At 70.3% G+C, this 22,590-nt stretch carries 25 protein-coding genes; 10 read left to right on the top strand and 15 right to left on the bottom strand.

All coding sequences use genetic code 11. The annotated features are described in order from the left end of the window. Window positions 1-22 precede the first annotated feature (22 nt). Window positions 23-532, top strand: a complete 510-nt coding sequence (locus ACIBH4_RS10455) for a helix-turn-helix domain-containing protein (protein ID WP_362764949.1) — start codon at window positions 23-25, stop codon at window positions 530-532. 31 nt (window positions 533-563) lie between these two features. On the opposite strand, the gene ACIBH4_RS10450 is transcribed toward ACIBH4_RS10455, so the two are convergent. From ACIBH4_RS10450 to ACIBH4_RS10440, 3 genes are all read right to left on the bottom strand, one after another. Next, complete coding sequence (locus ACIBH4_RS10450; RefSeq protein WP_362503698.1) at window positions 564-848, bottom strand: YiaA/YiaB family inner membrane protein; 285 nt, start codon at window positions 846-848, stop codon at window positions 564-566. Between the two features lie 78 nt (window positions 849-926). Continuing rightward, window positions 927-2,186, bottom strand: a complete 1,260-nt coding sequence (locus tag ACIBH4_RS10445; protein WP_362764952.1) for an RNA polymerase sigma factor — start codon at window positions 2,184-2,186, stop codon at window positions 927-929. 83 nt (window positions 2,187-2,269) lie between these two features. Beyond that, on the bottom strand, window positions 2,270-2,644 hold the full coding sequence (locus tag ACIBH4_RS10440) for a YciI family protein (protein ID WP_362503692.1): 375 nt from the start codon (window positions 2,642-2,644) through the stop codon (window positions 2,270-2,272). A 328-nt stretch (window positions 2,645-2,972) separates the two neighbouring features. Here ACIBH4_RS10440 and ACIBH4_RS10435 point away from each other — a divergent pair, with 328 nt between their 5' ends. The 3 genes from ACIBH4_RS10435 (at window position 2,973) to ACIBH4_RS10425 (ending at window position 5,714) form a co-directional block, all read left to right on the top strand. Continuing rightward, window positions 2,973-3,581 (top strand): MFS transporter, encoded by a 609-nt coding sequence (locus ACIBH4_RS10435; RefSeq protein WP_362503689.1) that lies wholly within the window; start codon window positions 2,973-2,975, stop codon window positions 3,579-3,581. Window positions 3,582-3,777: 196 nt separating this feature from the next. Next, on the top strand, window positions 3,778-4,455 hold the full coding sequence (locus ACIBH4_RS10430) for a copper chaperone PCu(A)C (RefSeq protein ID WP_362503686.1): 678 nt from the start codon (window positions 3,778-3,780) through the stop codon (window positions 4,453-4,455). A 23-nt stretch (window positions 4,456-4,478) separates the two neighbouring features. Next, complete coding sequence (locus tag ACIBH4_RS10425; RefSeq protein WP_362764955.1) at window positions 4,479-5,714, top strand: Dyp-type peroxidase; 1,236 nt, start codon at window positions 4,479-4,481, stop codon at window positions 5,712-5,714. 144 nt (window positions 5,715-5,858) lie between these two features. Here ACIBH4_RS10425 and ACIBH4_RS10420 read toward each other — a convergent pair whose 3' ends face one another. Further along, on the bottom strand, window positions 5,859-6,308 hold the full coding sequence (locus tag ACIBH4_RS10420) for a protein-tyrosine phosphatase family protein (RefSeq protein ID WP_362764958.1): 450 nt from the start codon (window positions 6,306-6,308) through the stop codon (window positions 5,859-5,861). 416 nt (window positions 6,309-6,724) lie between these two features. Here ACIBH4_RS10420 and ACIBH4_RS10415 point away from each other — a divergent pair, with 416 nt between their 5' ends. Beyond that, entirely contained in the window at window positions 6,725-7,288 is a 564-nt protein-coding gene (locus ACIBH4_RS10415; protein ID WP_362503677.1) for a phospholipase, read from the top strand. A gap of 109 nt (window positions 7,289-7,397) precedes the next feature. Here the strand turns inward: ACIBH4_RS10415 and ACIBH4_RS10410 are convergent, their stop codons facing one another. Then, a complete protein-coding gene (locus tag ACIBH4_RS10410) occupies window positions 7,398-8,579 on the bottom strand; it encodes an acyl-CoA dehydrogenase family protein (protein ID WP_362770355.1) in 1,182 nt (393 codons plus the stop codon). A 68-nt stretch (window positions 8,580-8,647) separates the two neighbouring features. Here ACIBH4_RS10410 and ACIBH4_RS10405 point away from each other — a divergent pair, with 68 nt between their 5' ends. From ACIBH4_RS10405 to ACIBH4_RS10390, 4 genes are all read left to right on the top strand, one after another. After that, window positions 8,648-9,244, top strand: a complete 597-nt coding sequence (locus tag ACIBH4_RS10405) for a TetR/AcrR family transcriptional regulator (RefSeq protein WP_362503671.1) — start codon at window positions 8,648-8,650, stop codon at window positions 9,242-9,244. Window positions 9,245-9,598: 354 nt separating this feature from the next. Continuing rightward, window positions 9,599-10,336, top strand: a complete 738-nt coding sequence (locus ACIBH4_RS10400) for a GntR family transcriptional regulator (protein ID WP_362503668.1) — start codon at window positions 9,599-9,601, stop codon at window positions 10,334-10,336. Between the two features lie 130 nt (window positions 10,337-10,466). Further along, on the top strand, window positions 10,467-11,645 hold the full coding sequence (locus ACIBH4_RS10395; RefSeq protein WP_362503665.1) for a CaiB/BaiF CoA-transferase family protein: 1,179 nt from the start codon (window positions 10,467-10,469) through the stop codon (window positions 11,643-11,645). 217 nt (window positions 11,646-11,862) lie between these two features. Then, window positions 11,863-13,011 (top strand): acetyl-CoA C-acetyltransferase, encoded by a 1,149-nt coding sequence (locus tag ACIBH4_RS10390; RefSeq protein WP_362503662.1) that lies wholly within the window; start codon window positions 11,863-11,865, stop codon window positions 13,009-13,011. Between the two features lie 357 nt (window positions 13,012-13,368). On the opposite strand, the gene ACIBH4_RS10385 is transcribed toward ACIBH4_RS10390, so the two are convergent. From ACIBH4_RS10385 to ACIBH4_RS10345, 9 genes are all read right to left on the bottom strand, one after another. After that, entirely contained in the window at window positions 13,369-14,064 is a 696-nt protein-coding gene (locus ACIBH4_RS10385; protein WP_362503659.1) for an ABC transporter ATP-binding protein, read from the bottom strand. Continuing rightward, entirely contained in the window at window positions 14,051-14,848 is a 798-nt protein-coding gene (locus ACIBH4_RS10380) for an ABC transporter ATP-binding protein (protein WP_362503656.1), read from the bottom strand. The genes ACIBH4_RS10385 and ACIBH4_RS10380 overlap by 14 nt, the downstream gene beginning before the upstream one ends. Further along, window positions 14,845-15,753 carry a branched-chain amino acid ABC transporter permease gene (locus tag ACIBH4_RS10375; RefSeq protein ID WP_362503652.1) on the bottom strand — a complete coding sequence of 303 codons (909 nt, stop codon included), beginning with the start codon at window positions 15,751-15,753 and terminating at the stop codon, window positions 14,845-14,847. Before ACIBH4_RS10375 ends, ACIBH4_RS10380 begins: the two co-directional genes overlap by 4 nt. Then, a complete protein-coding gene (locus tag ACIBH4_RS10370) occupies window positions 15,746-16,597 on the bottom strand; it encodes a branched-chain amino acid ABC transporter permease (RefSeq protein WP_362503649.1) in 852 nt (283 codons plus the stop codon). The genes ACIBH4_RS10375 and ACIBH4_RS10370 overlap by 8 nt, the downstream gene beginning before the upstream one ends. A 189-nt stretch (window positions 16,598-16,786) precedes the next feature. Beyond that, window positions 16,787-17,287: a VOC family protein gene (locus ACIBH4_RS10365; RefSeq protein ID WP_362503646.1), complete on the bottom strand. Its 501-nt coding sequence runs from the start codon at window positions 17,285-17,287 to the stop codon at window positions 16,787-16,789. Between the two features lie 123 nt (window positions 17,288-17,410). Next, window positions 17,411-18,595, bottom strand: coding sequence for an ABC transporter substrate-binding protein (locus tag ACIBH4_RS10360; protein ID WP_362503643.1), 1,185 nt, complete (start codon window positions 18,593-18,595; stop codon window positions 17,411-17,413). Between the two features lie 232 nt (window positions 18,596-18,827). Then, the gene (locus ACIBH4_RS10355) at window positions 18,828-19,817 is read right to left on the bottom strand and encodes an aldo/keto reductase (protein ID WP_362503640.1); all 990 of its coding nucleotides are present in this window, start codon (window positions 19,815-19,817) and stop codon (window positions 18,828-18,830) included. 41 nt (window positions 19,818-19,858) lie between these two features. After that, window positions 19,859-20,383: a MaoC/PaaZ C-terminal domain-containing protein gene (locus ACIBH4_RS10350; protein WP_362503637.1), complete on the bottom strand. Its 525-nt coding sequence runs from the start codon at window positions 20,381-20,383 to the stop codon at window positions 19,859-19,861. Then, the gene (locus tag ACIBH4_RS10345; protein ID WP_362503635.1) at window positions 20,380-20,850 is read right to left on the bottom strand and encodes a MaoC family dehydratase N-terminal domain-containing protein; all 471 of its coding nucleotides are present in this window, start codon (window positions 20,848-20,850) and stop codon (window positions 20,380-20,382) included. Before ACIBH4_RS10345 ends, ACIBH4_RS10350 begins: the two co-directional genes overlap by 4 nt. A gap of 154 nt (window positions 20,851-21,004) precedes the next feature. On the opposite strand from ACIBH4_RS10345, the gene ACIBH4_RS10340 reads away from it, so the two are divergent. Next, window positions 21,005-21,949 (top strand): LLM class flavin-dependent oxidoreductase, encoded by a 945-nt coding sequence (locus ACIBH4_RS10340; protein WP_362503632.1) that lies wholly within the window; start codon window positions 21,005-21,007, stop codon window positions 21,947-21,949. A 40-nt stretch (window positions 21,950-21,989) separates the two neighbouring features. Here the strand turns inward: ACIBH4_RS10340 and ACIBH4_RS10335 are convergent, their stop codons facing one another. Continuing rightward, the gene (locus ACIBH4_RS10335) at window positions 21,990-22,442 is read right to left on the bottom strand and encodes a TIGR03618 family F420-dependent PPOX class oxidoreductase (RefSeq protein ID WP_362503629.1); all 453 of its coding nucleotides are present in this window, start codon (window positions 22,440-22,442) and stop codon (window positions 21,990-21,992) included. Window positions 22,443-22,590: the final 148 nt, after the last annotated feature.

The following is a 22,590-nucleotide window of genomic DNA, read 5'->3' as shown; positions in this document are numbered from 1 at the left end:
CCCTCTCGCCTAGACTGCCCCCATGCAGCGAACCCGATTCGGCGACATGGCCTGCTCGATCGCCCGCACGCTGGATGTCATCGGTGAGCCGTGGTCACCGCTGATCCTGCGGAACGTCTACGTCGGCATCAACCGCTTCGACCAGATCCAGCAGAGCCTGGACATCTCCCGCAAGGTGCTCGCCGAGCGGCTCAAGTGGCTGGCCGAGAACGGTGTGCTGGAGCGGCGGGAGTATTCGAGCCGACCGCCTCGCCATGAGTACGAGCTCACGACAAAGGGGCTGGAGTTGTGTGACCTGCTCCTGGTGATGGTGCGCTGGGGTGATCGGTGGACGGCGGGCGAGGCCGGCCCGCCGGTTCTCTACCGCCACCACGCCTGCGGCGAGATCGGCCACGTCGAACTGCGCTGCGCGGTGTGCGACCGGCCGATGAACGCCGCGGACGTCGACGTGCTCCCCGGTCCGGGAGCCGAGCCCCGGACCGCCTCACCCGACCAGGCCCGCGCGGAACAATACGGGCACGCCGAACACTGAAACGTATGCGGTCACCACGACATCGTCGCCGTCAGTCGTTCTTGAAGGGGTCGTGCTCGGCCAGCAGCTTGTCCAGCCTGGCCTGGTCGACGCGGCTGACGACGGCGGCCTCCTCGTTCCTGTCCCGGACGCACTTGGCGAGCGTGAAGGTCGAGGTCACCACATAGAGCAGCCCGAGTCCCATGAAGGACCGGACCCAGGTGGTCACCGGCAGGTAGGCGATACCGATCCCCAGGGCCGCCACCGACAGCCCGAAGGAGATGACGGCCTGCGCGTAGAAAGCGGTCGTCGTCGTGTTTTTCACCGGTCGTGTCATGCACATCATCTTCGGGACGATCGGTTCCCGGGTCGTGAGCGCCGCTACTTAGTTACTGGTGAGTACGACGGCTGCCCGTCAGCTGTCCGTGGCGGTCGCGCGGGCGAGGAAGAGGGTCCGCTCGCGCTCGTTGCGGGTGAGCCCGGCGGCCCGCTCGAACTCCGTGCGCGCCTCGTCGAGGCGGCCCAGCTTCGCGAGCAGATCACCCCGTACCGCCGCCAGCAGCGGATAGTTCCTGAGCGCGCGCTCCGCCACCAGCCCGTCCACGATCTCCAGGCCGCGTTCGGGACCGTACGCCATGTCCACCGCGACCGCACGGTTCAGCTCCACCACGGGCGAGGGGGCGACGTGGGCGAGCACCCGGTAGAGGGCGGCCATCCGCTCCCAGTCCGTGTCGCCGGCGGACAGCGCGCGGGCGTGGCAGGCGGCGATCGCGGCCTGCAGACCGTACGGGCCCAGCGTGCCGAGCGCCTCGGCTCGGGCGAGCGAGTCCAACCCGCGGCGGATGAGCAGCCGGTCCCACAGACCCCGGTCCTGGTCGAGGAGGAGGACCGGCTCGCCGCCGGGTCCCGTCCTGGCGCGTGTGCGGGACGCCTGGATCTCCATCAGGGCGACGAGGCCGTGCACCTCGGACTCCTCGGGCATGAGACCCGCCAGGATCCGGCCCAGGCGCAGCGCCTCCTCGCAGAGCGAGGGGCGCATCCAGTCGTCACCGGCGGTCGCCGAGTATCCCTCGTTGAAGACGAGGTAGACGACCTCCAGGACCGACGAGAGCCGGTCACCCAACTCGGCCGGGGTGGGCATCTCGATCCGTACCCGCCTGTCGGCGAGGACGCGCTTGGCCCGGAAGATCCTCTGCCCGACGGTCGGCTCGGGCACCAGGAAGGCGCGTGCGATCTCCTCCGTCGTCAGGCCGCCGAGCAGGCGGAGGGTGAGCGCCACTCGTCCTTCCGTGGAAAGTACGGGATGGCAGGCCGTGAAGAGGAGGCGCAGCACGTCGTCGCCGATGTGGTCGTCGAGGGCGTCGTCCAGCTCGGCCTCTGCCGACTCCTGGCGGATCTCCATGTCCCGGCCGACCTCTTCGAGCTTGCGCTCGTACCGGTTCCTGCGGCGCAGCAGGTCGATCGCCCGGTGCTTGGCGGTGAGCATGAGCCAGGCACCGGGATTGTCGGGCACACCGGCGACTGGCCACTGTTCCAGCGCGATGACCAGGGCGTCCTGTGCGAGCTCCTCCGCCAGGCCGACATCGTGCACCATCCGGGCGAGCCCCGCGATCACCCTCGCGGACTCGATCCGCCAGACCGCCTCGATGACCCGACGAGGATCTACAACCGTCATGTCGCCCGATCCAACCACCTTGTCCTCCGCCCCGGCGAGAATCCCCTCACGGGATTCTCGCCGGGGCGTCGGAGAGGACGGCCTCAGGCGGGGGCGGCGAAGTCCTCGGGGCCGAAGACGCGGTGGATGTCGGCCTCGCCCTCCCAGCCCTCCCAGTGGTCGCGGTGGAGCCTCACGAAGCGGGAGGTCCACTCGACGGCCTCCTCCTTCGACCGGACCTGGTAGAGGGCGTAACTGATCAGCTCCTTCGCCTCGGCGAACGGGCCGTCCGTGACGTTCATCCTGCCTCCGGTGAGCTCGACCCGCGCCCCCTCGGTGCTCGGAGCCAGCCCGCCGTTGTCGAGCAGCGCGCCCGCTCTGGTGGCCTCCTCGCCGAGCTTCATGATCGCCTCCATCAGTTCGGCGGGCGGCGGGGTGTCGGGCTGGTGGGTGACCTTGAGGGTGACCATGTATCGCATCGTGTCTCTCCTTGATCTTGTTTTTCGAACGGTCTGGCCGGGTGGCGGGCGAGGTCAGGCGATGACGCCGCAGACCAGGAGCGACCTGGTGACGCTCGTTCGCGGGTCGCGGGCCACGGTGTTCGCGGTTCCTGTCATCTGCCGGGTCATGGCACTCTCCTCACGCGTCCTGGCCGGTTTCGGTGTTCCTCTGGAGTTCCTCCGGCCCTTTGACCACGCTTCGAACGAGCACGGACCGATTCGACACGGCGGCCGGATTTTCTTTCAAGATTTTTTCTGACCCCGGATCGCCTGTGGATCTCGGACGTGGCGAGGGTGTGAATCGCCCATGGGTCTCGAACTTCGCACCGCCGGGGTGGCGTGGGATGATTTCCCCATCATGCCCGCGACGTTGCCCTTCCGCCTCGCCCGCGCGGCCGCCTTCGCCGCGGTCTGCCTGGGGCTGAGCGTGCTGGCGCACGTCCTCGCGGGGGGCTCGGTCTCCGTGCCGAGCGCGGCCGCCGCGCTGGCTCTCGCCTTCTTCGCGGCCCTCGCGGTGTCGGGGCGCGAACGGACGCTCGCGGTGATCCTGCCGCTGCTGGCGGGCGTGCAGGCGGGGGTGCACGTGCTGTTCTCCCTCGCGCACGCCGCGTCCCCCGCCGAGATGATCGGGCACGTCCACTCGGGACTGCTGCCCGGCCTGGGCATGCTGGTGGCGCACGGCTGGGCCGTCGGGCTCACCGCTCTGTGGCTGGCGCGCGGCGAGGCGGTGCTCTGGGGGCTGCTGCGACGGCTCGGTGTCCGGCTGTGCCGCGTGCTCGTCGCGGTCGTGACCCCGGCGTACACGTCCTTCCTCACCGCGGGCGCGATCGAGCCGGGAGCCCTCCGCTCCGCCGTGCTGCGCCACGTCGTCAGCCGGCGCGGCCCACCCCGGATCGTCACCGCCACCTTCGGCTGACCGCGCGGGTCATCCGAGGGCCTGACCCGTTCCCAACCGCCGTACGCACCGTACGCGCGGTCCTGCGCCGATGCGGCCTTTCCGCTGCTCGGCGGACCTGTACCAGCGTGACAATCCCGGCCGCGTGTCCGGCATGGCCATATCGAGGCGGCGTTCGGCCGCGGCCTGCCGATCCGGCCAGAAGAAAGGCGTCAACGTGCCTGCTCGTCGTATCACCCGTGCCGGAATCACTGGATTCACCCGTAACGGAGTTCGCCGGACCACCCCCGCGGGACTTCTGGTCGCGGCCGTGATGGTCCTGGGCGGATGTGGCTCCCAGGGCGCCCCGGAACCGGCCGCCGCCCCCGGCACCGCCGCACCCGCCGCCGCGACCCCTTCCGCGCCCTCTTCCGCAACGCCTTCCGCGGTCGCCTCCGTGTTGACGGTCACCGATCCGTGGGTGAAGACCGCGAAGAAGGGGATGAGTGCCGCGTTCGGCACCCTGGTCAACAACACCGACGCCGAGGTGACGATCGTCTCCGGCGTCTCGCCGATCTCGCCGGTGATCGAGTTGCACGAGGTCGTCGACTCCAAGGGAAAGATGATCATGCGACCCAAGGAGGGTGGGATCGTGATCCCTCCGAAGGGCACCCACCAGCTCCAGCCCGGTGGTGACCACATCATGCTGATGGGCGTCACCGAAGCGGTGAAGCCCGGCGCGCAGATCCCCTTCACCCTCACCCTCAAGGACGGCCGGACCGTGGAGTTCACCGCGGTCGGCAAGGACTTCGCCGGAGGCAAGGAGGACTACCAGCCCGGCATGGACATGGGAGGGGACAAAGCCGACAAGGGCGACGGCGACGGGGACATGCACATGGGCGAGAGCGACGGCTGAGCGGGAAACGGAGGAGAATTCTGATGCCAGACCCCCGACTCAGCCGTAGGGGACTGCTCGCGGGAGGCGCCGCCACCGCGGTCGGCGCCCTCGCCGGGTGCGCCCCCGACCAGGCTGTCCCCCCGGTCGCCCTCCAAGCCGATCCTCGGGCCGCTACGGCGTCCGGAGGCCCCGAAGGCTCCGCGGGTGCCGCGACGGAGCCCTTCGACGGTGTCCACCAGGCCGGGATCGCGACGGCGCCCCAGACGTACGGGGTGTTCGTCGGACTGGACCTACGGCCGCAGATCGACCGCGAGGCGCTCGTGCGGATGATGCGGCTGCTCACCGACGACGCCCGGCGGCTCACCCAGGGCAGGCCTGCCCTGGCCGACACCGAGCCTGAACTGGCCGTACTGCCCGCCCGGCTCACCGTGACCTTCGGGTTCGGTCCCGGCTTCCTCACGGCGGCCGGCCTGACCGACCGCGCTCCGGAGGCGGCGGCACCGCTGCCCGCCTTCGCGATCGACAAGCTCAGGAAGGAGTGGAGCGGCGGGGACCTGCTGCTGCAGATCTGCGCCGACGACGCACTCACTCTGGCCCACGCCCTGCGCATGGTCGTCAAGGACGCCCGTTCCTTCGCGAAGGTCCGCTGGATCCAGCGGGGGTTCCGGCGCGGCGCGTACACCCAGCCCGCCGGGCTGACCCAGCGCAACGTGATGGGCCAGCTGGATGGGACCGTCAACCCCGTACCCGGCACTCCCGAGTTCGACCGGGCCGTGTGGGTGAGCGACGGCCCACAGTGGCTGCGCGGCGGCACCACGCTGGTGCTGCGGCGCATCCGGGCGGAGATGGAGACCTGGGACGCCGTGGACCGGATCGGCAAGGAGTTCACCGTGGGCCGCCGCCTCGACAACGGCGCCCCGCTCACCGGGCGCGACGAGCACGACGATGCCGACTTCGAGAAGCTCAACGCGATCGGTTTCCCCGTCATCTCCGAGCAGGCCCATATCCGCCGGGCCCATGTCGCCGACCCGAACCTGCGGATCTTCCGCAGGGTCTACAACTACGACGAGGGACTCACCTCGGAAGGACACGCCGACTCCGGGCTGCTGTTCGCCTCCTACCAGGCCGACGTCTCCCGGCAGTTCCTGCCGATCCAGCGCAGGCTGGCCGAGGCCGACCTGCTCAACGAGTGGACGACCCCGATCGGCTCGGCCGTCTTCGCCATCCCGCCCGGCTGCTCACCGGGCGGCTGGATCGGGGACGGTCTCCTCACCTGACAGGGGTCGCCGTACGTCCGTGACGGGCAAGGGGCGTTACGGGCGTCATCCTCGGAGAGTCGCCGTACGTCCGTGACGAGCGGGTGTCCGACCCTTCGGCGAGCCGCCGTACGTCCGTCACGGGCGTACGGCGGTCTCGTGGGATCACGCCTCCGGTTGGGCGGAGAACCACGTCACCCACCGTCGTTGCCAGGGGGTTTCGACCGCGCGGCGGTGGTAGTGCGCACGCGTCCACTCGACGGCCTCCCGAGGGGGCAGGCCGGTGAGGGTCACGAGGCAGGCCATGACGGTGCCGGTCCTGCCGACCCCGCCGCCGCAGGCGACCTCGACGGAGAGCCCCGATCGCGCCTGGTCGCGCAGGTGGACGATGGAGCGGGCGGCCGCGTGCCGGTCCAGGGGCAGCAGGAAGTCCGGCCAGCGGATCCATTCGTGCGGCCATGGCAGATCGCTCTGGTGGCGCTGCCGGAGGCGCGCGGAGCCGAGATAGAGCGCGAAGTCGGGGGCCGGGCCGGTGGGGGCGGTGTTCCGCAGCCCTCGGCCGCGCACCCAGATTCCGTCGGGGAGCTGGACCGCGCCGGTCAGTGGTGCCGTCATGAGGTGATTGTGGCTCACCGCCGTCGCCGCCACACGCTCGCTCACTCGGTTCAGCTATCGGCGATCATCCGCGATGACGAAGGCCGGCCTCTCCTGGCAGGGATCACCGGAAGCGGGGACCGCCGGGAAAGGGCCGCTCGGCCGAAGAACCGGCTCTACCGGACCGACGTCGTGCACGTGGTGGTCTGGTCGAGCGTCGGCACGTCGGCCCGCCGTGGTCGGCCACGAGGGCGAGGAACGCCTCGACACCACTCGCTCTTACTTGAAGCTGTAAAAGCTGTAAAGAGCCGCCGTTAACGAATATCGGCGCAGATCTTTACGAAGATCTGTCTCGGCGTCACAGGATATTTCGCCTCATTGTTAGGCCGTGGCGGCATCCTGCCGCGAGAGGTACCCCCCGGACAAAGGCAGAGTCCATGGTCAAGCGCGCCCTCGCAACCGTCTCCCTCTCCTTCGCCGTACTACTCGGATTAACCCTGCCCGCCTACGCGGTGACGTTGCAGCAAAAACTCGCCGCACTTTCCAATTTCAGCCAGCCTACGGCGGCGAGTGCCGCGAGCTGGGTTTCCGCCTGGCAGAACCAGGGAAGCTGGGCGGACTACAACTTCGACTGGTCGACCGACCTGTGTTCGGCCAGCCCTGACCAGCCGCTCGGCTTCGACTTCAGAATGTCGTGCCGACGTCACGACTTCGGCTACCGCAACTACAAGGCGGTGAGCCAGTTCCCGGCGAACAAGGCGCGCATCGACGACGCGTTCTACTTCGACATGAAGCAGGTCTGCGCGGGATATTCCACCATTCCCAGGGGCACCTGCAACAGCCTCGCATGGACCTACTACCAGGCGGTCAAGGAATTCGGCACCCTCAACGTCACCCAGGCGCAGATCGAGCGGATCCGCCAGAGTGCGGAAAGGGCCACCCCGACGGCGGAGCAGGCCACCCCGACCAGTGAGCAGGCCACCCCGACCGCGGAGATGTGACCCATCCCGCTCCCCGCAGCGGCGGGATCGCTCCTAGTCGCTGGAAACTCGCCGAAAACCAGCTGAAGAAGAGCGGCGGGCCGGTGGGAAACCGGCCCGCCGCTCTTCTTCAGCTCCGCTCCCCGTCGGCGGTGGTGATCGTCCCGCCTGGGTTCCCGGCGAGTGCGCGGCCGATGACCAGGCGCTGGATCTGGTTGGTGCCCTCGAAGATCTGCATGACCTTCGCCTCGCGCATGTAGCGCTCGACCGGGAAGTCGCGGGTGTAGCCGTAACCGCCGAGGACCTGAACGGCGTCGGTGGTGACCTTCATGGCGTTGTCGGTGGCGACCAGCTTGGCGATGGAGGCCTCCCTGCCGAACGGGAGCCCTCGGTCTTTCAGGCGCGCGGCGTGCAGTGTCGTCGCGCGGGCGCTCTGGACGGCCGCCTCCATGTCGGCGAGCAGGAACGCGAGGCCCTGGTGCTCGATGATCGGCTTGCCGAAGGTCTGCCGCTCCTTCGCGTACGCCACGGCCTGGTCGAGCGCCCCCTGGGCCAGCCCCGTGGCGACCGCCGCGATGCCCAGCCGGCCGGAGTCGAGGCCGGCCAGTGCGATCTTGAGGCCGTCGCCCTCCGCGCCGATCCTGCGTCCGGCGGGAACGCGGACGTGGTCCAGGCGTATGGTCGCGGTCACCGATCCGGTCAGGCCCATCTTGTGCTCGGGCGGGTCGGCGCTCAGGCCTTCGGCGTCGGCGGGGACGAGGAAGCAGGAGATGCCCTTGCGGTCGTCGGAGGTCCGCGCCATCACCTGGTAGAAGTCGGCGTGCCCGCCGTGGGTCGTCCACGCCTTCGCGCCGTCGAGTACGTAGTCGTCGCCGTCCCGTACGGCGCGGGTGCTCATCGCGGCGGGATCGGAGCCCGCGTGCGCCTCGCTCAGGCTGTACGCGCCGAGCAGGTCGCCGCCGAGCATGTCCGGCAACCACTCTCGCCGCTGTTCCTCGGTACCGAACCTGACGAGCCCGAAGCACGACAGGGCGTGCACGCTGACGCCGACGCCGACGCTCGACCAGACCGCCGCGATTTCCTCAAGCACCTGCAGGTACACCTCGTACGGCTGGCCCGCGCCACCGTACTCCTCGGGGTAGGGGAGACCGAGGAGGCCGACGGCGCCGAGGGTCCTGAAGACCTCGCGCGGGAACTCCTCGTCGGCCTCGGCCTGGGCGGCTCTGGGCAGGAGTTCCTTGGCGGCGAGGTCTCGGACGAGGGTGATCAGGTCGGCGCTCTCGCTGGTGGGCATGACACGTGACGCGGGCATGGGATCCTCCAGAAACCGATATGAGTACCACGGTATCAGTTTCGGTACTCTGTCGTAGAGTCGGCCTCATGCCGATTCCAGGGAAGGCTCGCATGCGCCGCGAGGAGATGCTGGTCCAGCTTCGAGAGCTGTTCCTCGGTGAGGGATTCTCCTCGTTCGGCATCGGAGACCTGGCGGAACGGCTGAGGTGTTCGAGAACCACCCTGTACGCCGTGGCGCCGAGCAAGGAGCAGATCGTCGTCGCGGCCGTGCGCTCGTTCTTCAAGAACACGGCGGAACGCATCGAGGCCCGGGTTGCGGCCTCCGACGACCCGGCGCGACGACTGGTGATCTATCTGGAGGCCGTCGCCTCGGAGCTCCAACCGGCCTCGGCCAGGTTCTTCGCCGACGTGGCCGACTTCGGCCCGGCCAACGACGTGTATCAGGAGAACACCCGGTACGCGGCCAGGCGGGTGCAGGCCCTGGTGACCGAGGGAGTGCGGGCGGGTGCGCTGCGCCCGGTGCACGCGTCGTTCGTGGGAGCCGTCGCGGCCGAGATCATGGGCGCGATCCAGCGCGGGACCATCCAGTCGAGCACCGGCCTCGACGCCGCCGAGGCGTACCGGCAACTCGCCGACCTGGTCATGACCGGCCTGACCGATCCGAAGGAGAGAACGACGACCTGACCGCCGACGGCCAGGTCTCGGTTCATGTGACGAGGTGGACGTCTGTCACACGGACCCCGGCCACGCCGTGACCGTGACGGTGACCGCCGGTCTGCGCGGCATGGTCGAGGTCCGGCGCGGCGAGCTGAGCCGGTCGGACGCGCTGCGCCTCCACGCGGTCGAGGTGCGGGGGCCGGAAGCGTTGCGCCGCGCCATGCCCCGGCGGTTCACACTCCCCGCGTGGGTCTTCCGTGCCCCGGCCCGTCCAGTGTCCGCCCATCGAGGCCGTGTCGTGGCCCTTCGTATCCACCTAGGATCGTCGGCGCAGGTGGGACGCGAAGAAAAGAAGTCCCGATCGAGGCGAGAGGTCGTGCGTTGAGCGGCAGAATGACCGAGGGCGCGGGAACGGCCCCGACGGACGGTCCGCCCCGGACCTCCGAGGCGGACCGTCCCCAGCTCAGCGACGCGGCCGCCTCCTACATCCGCAGCATGATCATGTCGGGTCGGTGGCGCCCGGGCGACTCGGTCCGGCCGGAGGCGGTGGGCCAGGCACTGGGTATCTCCGCGACGCCGGCCCGCGAGGCGCTGCACGTGCTCCGGGTGGAGGGCTTCCTGCAGCTGCTGCCCCGCCGCGGATTCCAGGTCGCGCCGCTGACCGGTCAGGACGTCCGCGACCTGTTCGAGGCGCACGCGCTGATCTCGGGTGAGCTCGCGGCCCGCGCCGCCGTACGGGTGACGCCGGAGGATCTGGCCGAGTTGGAAGCGCTGCACCACGAACTGCTGGCCGCTGCGCACCGCAAGGACCTCACTCTGCTTGAGGAGAGGAACCACGCCTTCCACCGGCACATCAACCTGGTGGCGGGCGCCAGAAAGATCACCTGGGTGCTCGGCCTGACCGGCCGCTACATCCCCACCCGCTTCTACTCCGCGATCGAGGGCTGGCCCGAGGCGACCCTGCACGACCACGCCGGGATCCTGGCCGGGCTGCGGGCCGGGGACGCGGAGGCCGCGCGCAGGGCGATGCACGATCACATCGTGAACTCCGGCGACCTGCTGGCCAGGCAGTTCGATCGGCAGACCGTGGACAGCGAGACCCCGTCAGGGACCTCTTAGGATATTTTCTCTCAGTTCACGTCCCCGGTCATGAATCGGCTGATCAGAAGGCATCCCCGAGTAAAGCCTGATCACCCTGATGCCCTAGAGTAAAACTCTATATTTTATATTGACCAACCGAGGGGGAGCCGTGCTGCCGCTGACCGGGATCACCGTCGTGACGTTGGAACACGCGGTCGCCGCGCCGTTCGCGACCCGCCAGCTCGCCGACCTCGGCGCCCGCGTGATCAAGATCGAGCGACCGGGCTCCGGCGACTTCGCCCGCCGCTACGACGAGTCGGTGCACGGCCAGTCCAGCTACTTCGTCTGGCTGAACCGCTCGAAGGAGTCGGTCACCCTGGACGTGAAGTCCCCGCACGGCAGGGAGATCCTGCACGAGCTGGTGGACCGGGCCGACGTGCTCGTCCAGAACCTCGGCCCCGGCGCCGCCGACCGGCTCGGGCTCGCCGCCGCCGCCGTCAGGGAGCGGGACCCACGCAAGATCGTGCTCGGCATCACCGGGTGGGGTGGTGACGGCCCGTGGGCCGGGCGCAAGGCGTACGACCTGCTGGTCCAATGCGAGGCCGGGCTGGTCTCGCTGACCGGGTCGGCGGACGAGCCCGCCAGGGTCGGCGTCTCGGTGGCCGACATCGCCGCCGGGATGTACGGCTTCAGCGCGGTGCTGACGGCCCTGTACCAGCGGCAGGTCACCGGGCGGGGGGCCACGCTGGAGGTGTCGCTGTTCGAGGCGCTCGCCGAGTGGATGGGGCAGCCGGCCAACTACACCGCGGGCAGCGGGCGCCAGCAGCCGCGTGCCGGCGCCCGGCACGCCACCATCGCCCCGTACGGACCGTTCACCGCCCGCGACGGGCGGACCGTGCTGCTCTCCATCCAGAACGAGGCCGAGTGGATCCGGTTCTGCGCGGTGTTCCTCAAGGATCCCGAGCTCGCGACCGACCCGCGTTTCGCCACCAACACGCTGCGGGTGGCCGATCGGGACACGCTGGAGGCCATCGTCGACGCGCGCTTCGCCGAGCTGGACGGCGCCGACGCCGCCGAACTGCTCGATCAGGCCGGGGTCGCGAACGCCGGGGTGAACACGGTGGCCGACTTCCTGGACCACCCGGTGCTGCGCGAGCGTGACCGATGGCGGGACGTCGGCACACCCGGTGGCCCCATCCGGGCGCTGTTGCCGCCGATCTCCCTGGACGGGGCCGAGCCGCGGATGGACCCGGTGCCCGAGCTGGGGCGGCACACGGCCGACGTACTGGCCGAGCTGGGCCGCTCGCCGGAGGAGATCGCCGACCTCGTCGCCCGGTCCGTCGTCTGACCCTCGCCCTCGCCCTCGCCAAGCCGGGCAGGGCAAGGGCGAGGGCCGCGGTGCGGTCGACGACGCGCACGCGCGACAACGCGCGACAACGCGTGACGACGCGTGACGACGCGAGACGTGCGGGCGGCCGATCCGGCGTCAGGGGACAGGGGCGGGGTAACGCCGCCCGATCGGGCGGCGTACGGCCGGTTAACGTTTCGTCCGTACGGTCGGCGGCATGGCTGAAGCATTCATCATCGACGCCGTCCGCACTCCGGTGAGCAGGCGCGGCGGGGCGCTGAGCACGATCCATCCGGCAGACCTGGGAGCGCACGCCATTCGCGCGTTGATCGAGCGGGCCGGGGTGGACCCCGCGCTCGTCGACGACGTGGTGTTCGGCAACGTGGACTCGGTCGGCCCGCAGTCCTTCGACATCGCCCGCACCTGCTGGCTGGCGGCAGGCTTCCCGGTCCACGTGCCGGGGGTCACCATCGACCGGCAGTGCGGCTCGGCGCAGCAGGCCGTGCACTTCGCCGCCCAGGCCGTGATGAGCGGCACGATGGACCTGGTCGTGGCCGGCGGCGTACAGAACATGAGCATGGTGCCGCTGATGTCGGCGGCCGACTCCGGTAGGGCACTCGGGTTCGAGGACCCGTTCTCCACCTCCGAGGGGTGGACGAGCCGGTTCGGGAAGGGGGAGGTGAGCCAGTTCCGGGGCGCCGAGATGATGGCGACACACTGGGACATCTCGCGCGACGAAATGGAGCGGTTCGCGGTCGAGTCGCACACCCGTGCCCTGCGCGCGAACGCCGAGAGGCTGTTCGAGCCGGAGATCGCGCCGCTGGGCGGCCTGTCCGCCGACAACGGCCCGCGCGAGCCCGACTGGGAGAAGATCAGGTCGCTGCCCACCCTGCTGCCCGACGGCCGGATCACCGCCGCCTGCGCCAGCCAGATCAGCGACGGCTCGGCCGCCCTGCTGATCGCCGGGGAGCGCGCGGTGAAGCATCTGGGGCTGACACCGCGGGCGCGTGTTCACCACATGACGGTGATGGGCGACGACCCGCTGATGATGCTCTCGGCGCCGATCCCGGCGACCAAGCGGGCACTGGAGCGGACCGGGCTCACCCCTGACGACATCGACACCGTGGAGATCAACGAGGCATTCGCGCCGGTGGTGCTGGCCTGGCTGAAGGAGACCGGGTTCGACCCGGCCAAGGTGAACCCGGACGGCGGGGCGATCGCGCTCGGCCACCCGCTCGGGGCGACCGGCGCGCGGCTGATGACGACGATGCTCAACCGGCTGGAGCGTACGGGCGGCAGGTACGGGCTGCAGACGATGTGCGAGGGCGGCGGCCAGGCGAACGTCACGATCATCGAGCGGTTGTAGGGCCCCGGGGCGCGTGCCGAACCGGAGGGCGCGAGCCAGACCACAGGGCACGGGCCAGGCCGGAGAACACAGGTCTGACCGAAGGGTGCCGGCCTGGTCGGAGGGCGCGAGCCGAACCAAAGGCACGAGCCGATCCGGAGAGCACAGGTTGACGCTGAGGTACGAGCCGAAGCGGCCGGGCCGGCGGATTCATCCGCCGGCCCGGCCGCTTCTCTCGGTGTACGGGGCGTCGTCCTCGTACGTCCCGGCTTCCTGGCCGGATGGCCAGGAAGCCGGGAAGGGCGCCGCCCTCGTACATCCCGGTGATCCGGGCCGGGGGAGGCCGGACCAGCGGGACGCCGGAAAGAGGGGAAGACCTCAGGCCAGGTACGTCTCCAGCAGGCTGTTCTCGTCCATGTCCTCGCTGCGCCCGGACGCCACGATGTCCCCGACCACCATCACGTACGCCCGGTCGGCCACCTCCAGCGCGAGGCCCACGTTCTGTTCCGCCACCAGCACCGCGGTGCCGGTGGCGACCACGCGGTGCAGCGCGTCCAGCACGTCGCCCACGATGCGCGGGGCGAGCCCCATCGACGGCTCGTCGATCATGAGCAGCCGCGGGCGGGCCATCAGCCCGCGCGCGATCGCGAGCATCTGCTGCTCGCCGCCGGACAGCACGCCCCCGAGGGAGTCGATCCGCCGTCCCAGCACGGGGAACAGCTCGATCATCTCGTCCATCCGCTCGCCGGCCTCGGAGCCGGGCAGCCGGCTGCCGCCCATGAGCAGGTTGTCCTTCACGGTGAGGGGGGACAGGATCGCCCGGCCCTCGGGCACGTGGCTGACGCCCAGCCGGGCGACCCGGTAGGCGGCGCGGCGCCCGGTCGCCTTGCCGTCGATCGTCACGCTCCCGGCCGTCGGCCGTACCAGGCCGGAGATCGTACGCAGCAGGGTCGTCTTGCCCGCGCCGTTCGGCCCGACCAGGGCCACGGCCTCGCCCGCACCGACCTCCAGGCTCACCCCGTGCAGCGCTTCGACGGCGCCGTAACGGGTGACCAGGGAATCAACGACCAGCATCCGGTGCCTCCACGGTGTCCGCTGTGCGACGTTCCTTGACGCCGAGGTAGGCCGTCTTGACCCGCTCGTCCTGCCACACCTCGTGCGGGCCGGCCTCGGTGAGCACGCTGCCCCAGTCCAGGACGACGACCTGGTGGCAGACCTCGGTGACCAGTCGCACGTTGTGGTCGACGAGCAGCACGGTCACGCCCTCGTCGTTGATCATCTGGATGAGCCGGCCGATGTCGTCGGACTCGGCCCGGTTCATCCCGGCGGTCGGCTCGTCGAGCAGCAGCAGCCGAGGCTCGGTGGCCATCGCCCTGGCGATCTCGACCCGCCGCCGCATGCCGTAGGAGAGCTCGGCCACGTCCACGTCGATCACCGAGGTGAGGCCGACCCGGTCGATCAACCGCCGCGCCACCTCGTGCTGCTCGGCCTCCTCACGCCTGCGCACCCGGCCGAGCTGCCAGCGGCGGCCCTTGAAGGACAGATGCCGGCCGATCAGCACGTTCTCCAGGACGGTGCTCTCGTCGAAGAGCTTCAGGTTCTGGTAGGTGCGGGCGATGCCCGCGGCGGCCAGCCGGTGCGGGCGCAGATCGGCGAGATCGGACCCGGCGAGGGTGATCCGCCCGGCGGTGGGCTTCAGGTAGCCGCTGATCAGATTGACCACCGTGGTCTTACCCGCGCCGTTGGGACCGATCAGGCCGTAGATGGCGCCCTCTCCCACGGAGAAGGAGACGTCGTTCACGGCCTTCATGCCGCCGAAATGCTTGCTGACTCCGGACAACTCCAGCAGCGCGGTCATCGGCTCGCCACCTTCTCAGCAGGGTCTTGGACGGTGGGCGCGGGCTGGTCCCGTCTGCCGCGCCAGCGGCGCCGCAGGCCCCGGTAGAGCGAGCGGTCGGACAGGCCGTTCGGCGCGACCAGCAGGATCACGACGAGCAGCACGCCGTAGATCACGTCCTCCCAGTTGGAGCCCGCGAAGTGCAGCGAGTCGCGCAGGATCGTGAGCCCCCAGGTGACCAGGATCGGCCCTGCCCAGTGCCCGTTGCCGCCCACCAGCACGTAGGTGAACACGATGACCAGCGTGGCGAAGCCGTACTGGTCGGGGCTGATCACCGTGGTGCGGTGCGCCTCCAGGGCGCCCGCGCACCCGGCGACGGCGGCGGCCGCGGTGAAGCTCACGAACCGGACGCGGAACACGTTCACGCCCATGCCCTCCGCGGTGCGCTCGTCCAGCCGCACCGCCTTGGCGGCCCGGCCGAAGTGGGAGCGGTGGCTGAGCTCCAGCAGTACGAACGCCACCAGCAGCGCGACGACCAGGTACTCGGTCTTGACCTCGATCGGGATGCCCGCGATGCCGTTCGGACCGTTGGTGTAGTCGTTGATCCGGATCAGCACCACGATGGCCTGGGCGAGGGCCAGGCTGCCCAGGGCCATGTAGATGCCGCGCAACCGCAGCACCGGCGGGGCGAACAGCGCGCCGATCATGCCCGCCAGCACCGTGGCGACGAGCAGGCCGATCGCGAACGGCAGCTCGGACTTGGTCGCGATGAGGGCCGCGGTGTAGCCGCCGACCGCGGCGAACCCCATCGGGGCGAGCGACATGATGCCGACCCGGAACGTGATGTGCACGCTGATCACGAGCAGGGTGAGGATGAGTGCGGTGTCCAGCCGGAACAGCTGGAGCGGTTCGAGCCACTCAAACACGGGCGGCCTCCTTCTTGCCGAAGAACCCGGACGGCCGCGCGACCAGCATCGCGAGGATGACGGCGAAGGCGATGATCTCCCTGAACGAGCTGGAGACGTAGGTGGTGGCGTAGACCTCGACCACACCGAGGACGAGACCGCCGATGATCGCGCCCTTCACCGAGCCCATGCCACCGAGGATGATCACCGCGAAGGCGATGAGCAGCAGCCCGTCGCCGGACGAGTACGACACCTGCGCCGCCGAGGCGGCGACGAAGATGCCCGCCACCGCGGCGAGCGCGCCGGCGACGAAGAAACAGATCGAGAAGACGAGCTGGCTGTTCACACCGAGCAACTCGGCGGTCTCCCGGTCGTGGGCCACCGCGCGGACGGACCGGCCGGACTTGGTCCGGTTCAGCCAGTACGCGAGGCCCACCATCGCCACCACGGCGATCACGAACATGACCACCTGGAGCCGGGGCACGTTCTGGCCGGCGAAGTCGAAGGCGCCGACCGGGAAACCCTGACGGGGGAACGCCTCGGTCTGCGCGTCGGTGTAGGTGCGCAGCACCGTGGTGAGCACCAGCGAGACGCCGATCGTCGCGACCACGAAGGAGAACTCCGGTGCCTTGCGACCGCGAAGCGGCGCGAGGACGGCCAGGTCGATCAGCACCGACAGCACACCGGCCGCCACCATGCCCACCAGGATCGCGACCGGTACGGGGACGCCCAGGCGCAGCGCGGCCAGGGCGGCGAAGGTGCCCCAGGTCAGGATCTGCGCATGGGCGAAGTTGAGGAGGTTGAGGACACCCCAGACCAGGGTGACGCCCACGCCCAACAGGGCGTAGGTACTCCCCAAGGCCAAGCCGTTAATGGTCTGTTGCACACCATCCTCCGTTCCCTCTCGCGGCCTCGGCCCTGGCTGTCCGCGGTATGACGAGATCGGGGCCAGCGTTGCGTTTCCTCGTTAACACCGGCGTTACGTGAACCGGAGAGCCCGGCGGGGGTATGGCCGCGGCCGTTATCGGTGCCCCGCGCGGGGCGGCGGCGCCGGTCATCCGCGCCCGCTCCCGGCCGGGGACGCCGAGGACCCCGAGAACTCCATCAGGTTCAGCAGCGTCCCGTCCGGGTCGAGGATGGTGACCACGCGCCGCTCGCGGCCCGGCATGGGGACGAGGGTGACCGGCCCGCCGACCACGGGGATGCCGTGCTCGGTGATCCAGGCCATCGTGGTGTCCATGTCCTCGACCCGCAGCCCCAGGCGGGCGAGCCCCGCGTCCTTGGCCGTGCGCGGCGCCGGTGCGCCGCCGTCGTCGGTGAAGTGCAGCAGGTCCAGATAGGTGTCGGTGTCCCGGGAGCTCCAGCTGAGCAGGGCCGCCTTGCAGCGGACCGGCCCTGTGACGTCCAGGATCGTACGGAAGTCGTCTCCGGCGTCGAACTCGAACGGCTGCCCGAGGATCCGGGCGCCGAGCAGGCGGGTGTAGAAGTCGAGCGACCGGTCGAAGTCGCTGCAGACCACGTTGGCGTGGACGAGGTGGTCGATTTTGAAGGTCATCGCGAGGTCTCCTCCGTAATGGGCGACAGGGGCACCCGCCAACGACGCCGCCCCGGCACACCGTGGTGCGGCGTGCCGGGGCGGCGGGTCGGGGCGGCGGGTCGGTCGGGGCGGGGGCGCGGGTCAGCGCGCGCAGCTGGGGGACTTCTGGTCGTCGAACAGGGTGATCTTGCTGTCCACGATCTGGAGCTTGGTGCCCTTGACGTCGGCGGCCCGGTTCTGGGTGAAGCCGATCTTGCCGAACGGGGTGTCCAGGCCGTTCAGGGCCGCCAGCGCGTCCCGGACGGCCTTCTTGTCGTTGCTGCCGGCGTTCTTGAAGGCGTGCGCCATCGACCACAGCGACGCGTAGCCGGCCGCCTCGAAGACGGTGGCGGAGCGCTGCGCGCCGTTCTGCTTCCAGTAGTCCAGGAAGTGGCTGTTGTTGCCCTCACTGCTCTGGCCGTTCCAGGCCGTCACGTACACGAAGCACTGCATGGCCTCGCCGGCCTGCTCCATGGTGGCGTCGCTGACGTCCGGTGCCATGAACACCGGCTTGTCGAAGCCGATCTCGTCGAGCTGCAGGTAGATCGTGCTCATCATGCCGGGCAGCGGCATGGTGACCAGCACGTCGGGGTTCAGCTGCTTGAGCTTGGTCAGCTGGGCCCGCACGTCGGTGTCGGTGCCGACGAAGGTCTCGGTGCCCAGGGTCTGGAGACCGGCGCCCTCCAGCGCCTCCTGACGCTTGCCGATGACGTTCTTGGCCGCCTCGGAGTCGCTCTGGTACAGGTACGCCGCGGACTTGAGGCCGCTGAACGCTGCGGCGAACTCCTTGTCGGCCGGGGGCATCACGTTGGCCATGTCGGGATAGAGACGGAACATGTAGTCGCCGATCTCGGTGACGCCACCCGAGGAGAGGCCGACCGCCATGGTCGGGATGCCGTTCTGCTGCAGCTGCGGCCCCGCGGCGAGGAACGACGGGGTGAGGGTGAAGCCGACGACCGCGTCGACCTGGTCGGAGGCGAGCTTGAGCACCGCCTGCACGGCCTCCTGCTTGTCCGCCTTCGTATCGATCTCCACCAGCTCGATCTTCGAGCTGCCCAGGAAACCGGTGTCGTTGATCTCCTTGGTCGCGAGTCGCACGCCGTCGCGCTCGCTGGTCCCCACACCGGCGATGCCCGCGGCGCCGCTGACGTCCAGCGGAACACCGATCTTGATGGTGGCGGGCAGGCCGCCCGACTGCGCGGTGCTTCCCTCGTCACCGCCGGAGCCGCACGCCGTCGCCAGCATGGCCACCCCGAGAACAGCTATTCCGAGTTTGCTCTTTCGCATTTGAACCTCTCATATCGCCGGCTCCGCTGCGGGGAGCCACCTGGAACGTGACGGCGAAGCGCCGGCAGGACCAGATACTGCGGAGGTCTCGTTAACGTGCGCGTTACGTTGGGCGGGCGGAGTCACGGGGTCACAGACGGCAACGGTCGAATCAGGACGGACTCGGCCGATTCGCGGACGGCAACGGTCGATTCAAGACGGACTCGGCCGATTCAAGACGGACTCGGCCGATTCAAAGACCCAGCAGGTTCTCGGTGGGCCGGTTGGCGGCCGACAGGATCTCCGCCACCCGGGCGAGCACCTCCTCGTCGAGCTCCACCGCGAGGCCGCTCAGCCCGTCCGCCACCTCGGCCGCGTTGCGGCAGCCGAACAGCGCGACGTCCGAGTACGGCTCCCGCACGGTCAGGGCGAGCGTGAACGCGGCCAGCGAGAGGCCCAGCGACCCGGCCAGCTCCCGCAGCCGCCCGGCGATCGCGACGTTGGCGGCGAAGGCGTCCCCGGCGAAGAACACGTTGCCCGACGTCCCCGAGCGGCCCTCGCGCCGGCTGCGACCGCGCCAGTCCTCCGGCTCGAACTCGTGGTCGGGGCGGAAGTTCTCCGACAGCAGCCCGTGTACGTACGAGCCGTAGGTGACGCGCAGCCCGCCGCGCGCCCCGGCGTCCGACAGTTCGGTCAGGTAGCGGTGGTCGAGCAGGCTGAAGCTGTACTCGACCGCGGACGGGATGCCGGTGGCGAGGGCCCTTCGGCTCGCCTCGGCGCCGAAGTTGCAGAAGCCGACGTCGCTGACCAGGCCCTCGTCCTTGAGCCGCTGCAGGTTCTCCATCTGCTGCTCGGGGGTGAGCGCCGGGTCGAACTGGTGCAGCAGGTACACATCGACCCGGTCGGTGCGCAGCCGGGTCAGCGACTCGTCCATGAACCGGCGCAGCGCGTCGTAGGAGGAGTCGCAGACCAGGGTGAGCAGGTTCGTCGGGTCGCTGTAGCGCACGCCTCCCTTGGTGCACAGCCGGACCTCCTCGCGCCGGCCCTCCAGCATCTCGCCGACGATCGCCTCCGACCGGCCCGAGCCGTAGAAGTGCGCGGTGTCGAAGAACCGCACCCCGGCCAGGTACGCGGCGTCGACGGCGCCCCTGGCGGACTCCTCGTCCACCGCGCCGTACCCCTGCGCGATCATCGTGCCGCTTCCGAAGCCGACGCGGCCGATCAGCTCGTTCCCATCAGGCATGACGGTTTCCTCTCCTTCGTCGGCGCGCGGTGCGGCGGCCGTCACTTGTCCTCGGAGCCGGTGCCACCGGCGGCGGATGTGCGTACCACGGCGGTGCCCGTCATCACGACCGCGCCGTGCTGGTCGGTCACGGTCAGCGTGACCGTGGCCGTTCCCGCGGAGCCGTCCACCGACTCGACCTCGGCCCGCGCGGTCAGTGTCGCGCCGGGGAAGACCGGGGTGCGGAACCGTGCCTCGTACCGGAGTGGCGACTCGGGGCCGAACCACTCGGTGATCACCCGGCCGGCCATGCCCATCGTGAGCATGCCGTGCGCGAACACCGACGGGTAACCGGCGGCCTCCACCGCGAACCGCTCGTCGGTGTGCACCGGGTTGAAGTCGCCGGACGCGCCCGCGTACTGGACGATCCTGGTCCGGGTGAGGTCCCTGACCAGCGTCAGCTCCCTGGTCTGGCCCACCGAGACGTCCACCGAGACGTTCGCCGCGACGTCCACTGCGCTGTTCGCCGCGACGTCCACTGCGCTGTTCGCCGCGCTGTTCGCGGCGGCGGGGGAGGCGGCGCTCATTCGCCCGCTCCGACCGGACGGGCGGTCCGCACCGTCACCAGGGTCGAGGTGACGACCGGTTCGCCGTCCTGGTCGCGGTACTCGGTGACCCGCTCGGCGAAGGTGAGCACACCGCCGCGCCGGCCCTCCTTGGTCCAGGTACGGCCGGGGCGTTCCACCGAGCTCAGCACGTCGCCCTCGCGCACAGGCCGGTGGTACTCGAACCGCTGCTCGGCGTGCAGACCGAGGTCGGAAGGCTCGGGACCGCCCGTCCCCGACGGCGTGCTCCCCGACCCGACCCACGGCTCGCCCGGCTTCGGGCGGACCGCGCTGTCGGGGTCGTAGTGATCGGCCGCCCAGATGAAGGTCGGCGGGGCGATCGCGGGAGCACCGGTCATCGCGCCGTGGTAGGCGGGGTCGAGGTCGCCTATGGCCCGCGCGAACATCATGATGTGGCCCCCCTCGACCGGGAAGCGTTCGACTGCCATGCTTGTCCCTCCTGCTCGGTGATCATGATCTTCGCGCGTCGTCGTTTACCCCGGGGTTACGGACGTGGTTCGTAACGTCGTGGGTAACGTGCGCCCGGACACGCTGGCCGCCACCGTTTCGCGACGGCGAGACGCCGTCGCCGAGGAGGCACGAGTGTCCGCCGTTGCACGACCGCGGATCGGGCTCAACCTGCCGCTGCGCTTCGCCGCCGGCACCGCCCCCAAGGAGATCGCGACCTGGTTGCGCGAGGCCGACGCCTCGCCGATCGACGCGCTGTGGACCCTGGACCAGCTCGCGGGCCGGACGCCGACGCCGGAGCCGGTCGGCATGCTCGGCTTCGCCGCGGCGCACACCTCCCGGGTACGGCTGGGGGTCGCGGTGCTGGTCGCCCCCGGGCGCAACCCGATCACCGCTGCCAAGGAGCTGGCGAGCCTCGACCGGCTCGGCGGCGACGGCCGGTTGGTCGTCGGGGTCGGCAGCGGCGACCGCCGGCTGTTTCCCTCGCTGCGACTGGACGACTGGGGGCCGGGGGCGGTGCTGGACGAGTTCCTCACCGCGGTGCGCCGGCTCTGGACCGAGGACGAGGTCGACCACGAAGGCCCGATCTGGCCGTTCACCGGGGTCGGGATCAGCCCGCGTCCGATCGCGCCGCCCCCGCTCTGGGTCGGCGGCGGGTCGGTCCCCGCGCTGCGCCGGGCGGCGCGGCTCGGGTCGGGCTGGGTCGCCGCCGGACGGCAGCCCACCGCGCGGTTCGCCGAGCTGGCCGCCCGGCTGGACGAGGTCCTCGCCGAGGAGGGGCGGGCCAGGGAGACACTGGCCGTGGCCAAGCGGGTGTACCTGCTCGTCGAGCCGCGGCGCTCCCGGGCCGAGCGGACGGTCGACGCCTGGTTCTCCGCCTTCTACGGAGGCCCCGAGCACGGCAGGGAGGCCACCGTCTACGGGGACGTCGAGTCCTGTGCCGAGCAACTGGCCGAACTGGCCGGTCTCGGCGTCACCGACCTGATCCTGCACCCGCTTGACGAGTCGGACCGGCACGGGGCCGCCGTGCTCGGCGAGTTGCTGCCCGCCCTCGCGACGGCCCCGGTTCCGAGGGGCTGAGTGGTTTCGCGGCCGGGCGACCTCGGCCGGCCGAGCGGTCCTAGCGGCGCTTCACCGTCCGGGCGAAGTCCCAGCTCGACCAGTGCTCGGGGCGGACCACGATGCCGACCCGCAGGCCCGACAGCGCCATCTTCCGGTAGTCGGGCCTGTTGGCCTCGGTGTAGTTGCGCGAGATGATCGCCTCGCCGATGCGCAGCATGGTCTCGTCGTCCTCGACGAGGTCCACCCGGCCCGACACGGTCAGGCCCTTCAGCTCGGAGTAGTCGTCGCCGGACTCCACCAGGCAGGTGATCCGGGGGTCGTTCCGCAGGTTGCGCGCCTTCACCGAGCTCCGCTGGGTCCACATCACGATGTCATGGTCGATCAGGCCGAACCACATCGTGGCCAGATGCGGTGAGCCGTCGGGGTTCAGCGTGGCCAGGTGCAGGCTCTTGCGCGTCAGCAGGTAGTCGTACAGTTCGTCCGCCTCGATCGGCAGCGGTCCCTTGCCCATGCCGGGCTCCTTTCTCCCGCCCTCACTACACCCGGTCGAGAGCACCCGGTCGCACCCGCGCACGGCGTAACGCGGCGGGTAATGGGGGGTCGCGTTACGTGGCGCGGAGTACCGGAAACCAGCCGAGTACCGGAACCATCCGAACGGG

The organism is Streptosporangium sp. NPDC050284 (assembly GCF_044459525.1).
Classification (GTDB): Bacteria; Actinomycetota; Actinomycetes; order Streptosporangiales; family Streptosporangiaceae; genus Streptosporangium.
This window is presented reverse-complemented; position numbering and strand designations above follow the sequence as displayed.

Coding starts and splice junctions, on each gene's coding strand:
- ACIBH4_RS10455 (WP_362764949.1), top strand. CDS start 23: ATGCAGCGAACCCGATTCGGCGACATGGCCTGCTCGATCGCCCGCACG.
- ACIBH4_RS10450 (WP_362503698.1), bottom strand. CDS start 848: ATGACACGACCGGTGAAAAACACGACGACGACCGCTTTCTACGCGCAG.
- ACIBH4_RS10445 (WP_362764952.1), bottom strand. CDS start 2,186: ATGACGGTTGTAGATCCTCGTCGGGTCATCGAGGCGGTCTGGCGGATC.
- ACIBH4_RS10440 (WP_362503692.1), bottom strand. CDS start 2,644: ATGCGATACATGGTCACCCTCAAGGTCACCCACCAGCCCGACACCCCG.
- ACIBH4_RS10435 (WP_362503689.1), top strand. CDS start 2,973: ATGGGTCTCGAACTTCGCACCGCCGGGGTGGCGTGGGATGATTTCCCC.
- ACIBH4_RS10425 (WP_362764955.1), top strand. CDS start 4,479: ATGCCAGACCCCCGACTCAGCCGTAGGGGACTGCTCGCGGGAGGCGCC.
- ACIBH4_RS10420 (WP_362764958.1), bottom strand. CDS start 6,308: ATGACGGCACCACTGACCGGCGCGGTCCAGCTCCCCGACGGAATCTGG.
- ACIBH4_RS10415 (WP_362503677.1), top strand. CDS start 6,725: ATGGTCAAGCGCGCCCTCGCAACCGTCTCCCTCTCCTTCGCCGTACTA.
- ACIBH4_RS10410 (WP_362770355.1), bottom strand. CDS start 8,579: ATGCCCGCGTCACGTGTCATGCCCACCAGCGAGAGCGCCGACCTGATC.
- ACIBH4_RS10405 (WP_362503671.1), top strand. CDS start 8,648: ATGCCGATTCCAGGGAAGGCTCGCATGCGCCGCGAGGAGATGCTGGTC.
- ACIBH4_RS10390 (WP_362503662.1), top strand. CDS start 11,863: ATGGCTGAAGCATTCATCATCGACGCCGTCCGCACTCCGGTGAGCAGG.
- ACIBH4_RS10385 (WP_362503659.1), bottom strand. CDS start 14,064: ATGCTGGTCGTTGATTCCCTGGTCACCCGTTACGGCGCCGTCGAAGCG.
- ACIBH4_RS10380 (WP_362503656.1), bottom strand. CDS start 14,848: ATGACCGCGCTGCTGGAGTTGTCCGGAGTCAGCAAGCATTTCGGCGGC.
- ACIBH4_RS10365 (WP_362503646.1), bottom strand. CDS start 17,287: ATGACCTTCAAAATCGACCACCTCGTCCACGCCAACGTGGTCTGCAGC.
- ACIBH4_RS10360 (WP_362503643.1), bottom strand. CDS start 18,595: ATGCGAAAGAGCAAACTCGGAATAGCTGTTCTCGGGGTGGCCATGCTG.
- ACIBH4_RS10355 (WP_362503640.1), bottom strand. CDS start 19,817: ATGCCTGATGGGAACGAGCTGATCGGCCGCGTCGGCTTCGGAAGCGGC.
- ACIBH4_RS10350 (WP_362503637.1), bottom strand. CDS start 20,383: ATGAGCGCCGCCTCCCCCGCCGCCGCGAACAGCGCGGCGAACAGCGCA.
- ACIBH4_RS10345 (WP_362503635.1), bottom strand. CDS start 20,850: ATGGCAGTCGAACGCTTCCCGGTCGAGGGGGGCCACATCATGATGTTC.
- ACIBH4_RS10335 (WP_362503629.1), bottom strand. CDS start 22,442: ATGGGCAAGGGACCGCTGCCGATCGAGGCGGACGAACTGTACGACTAC.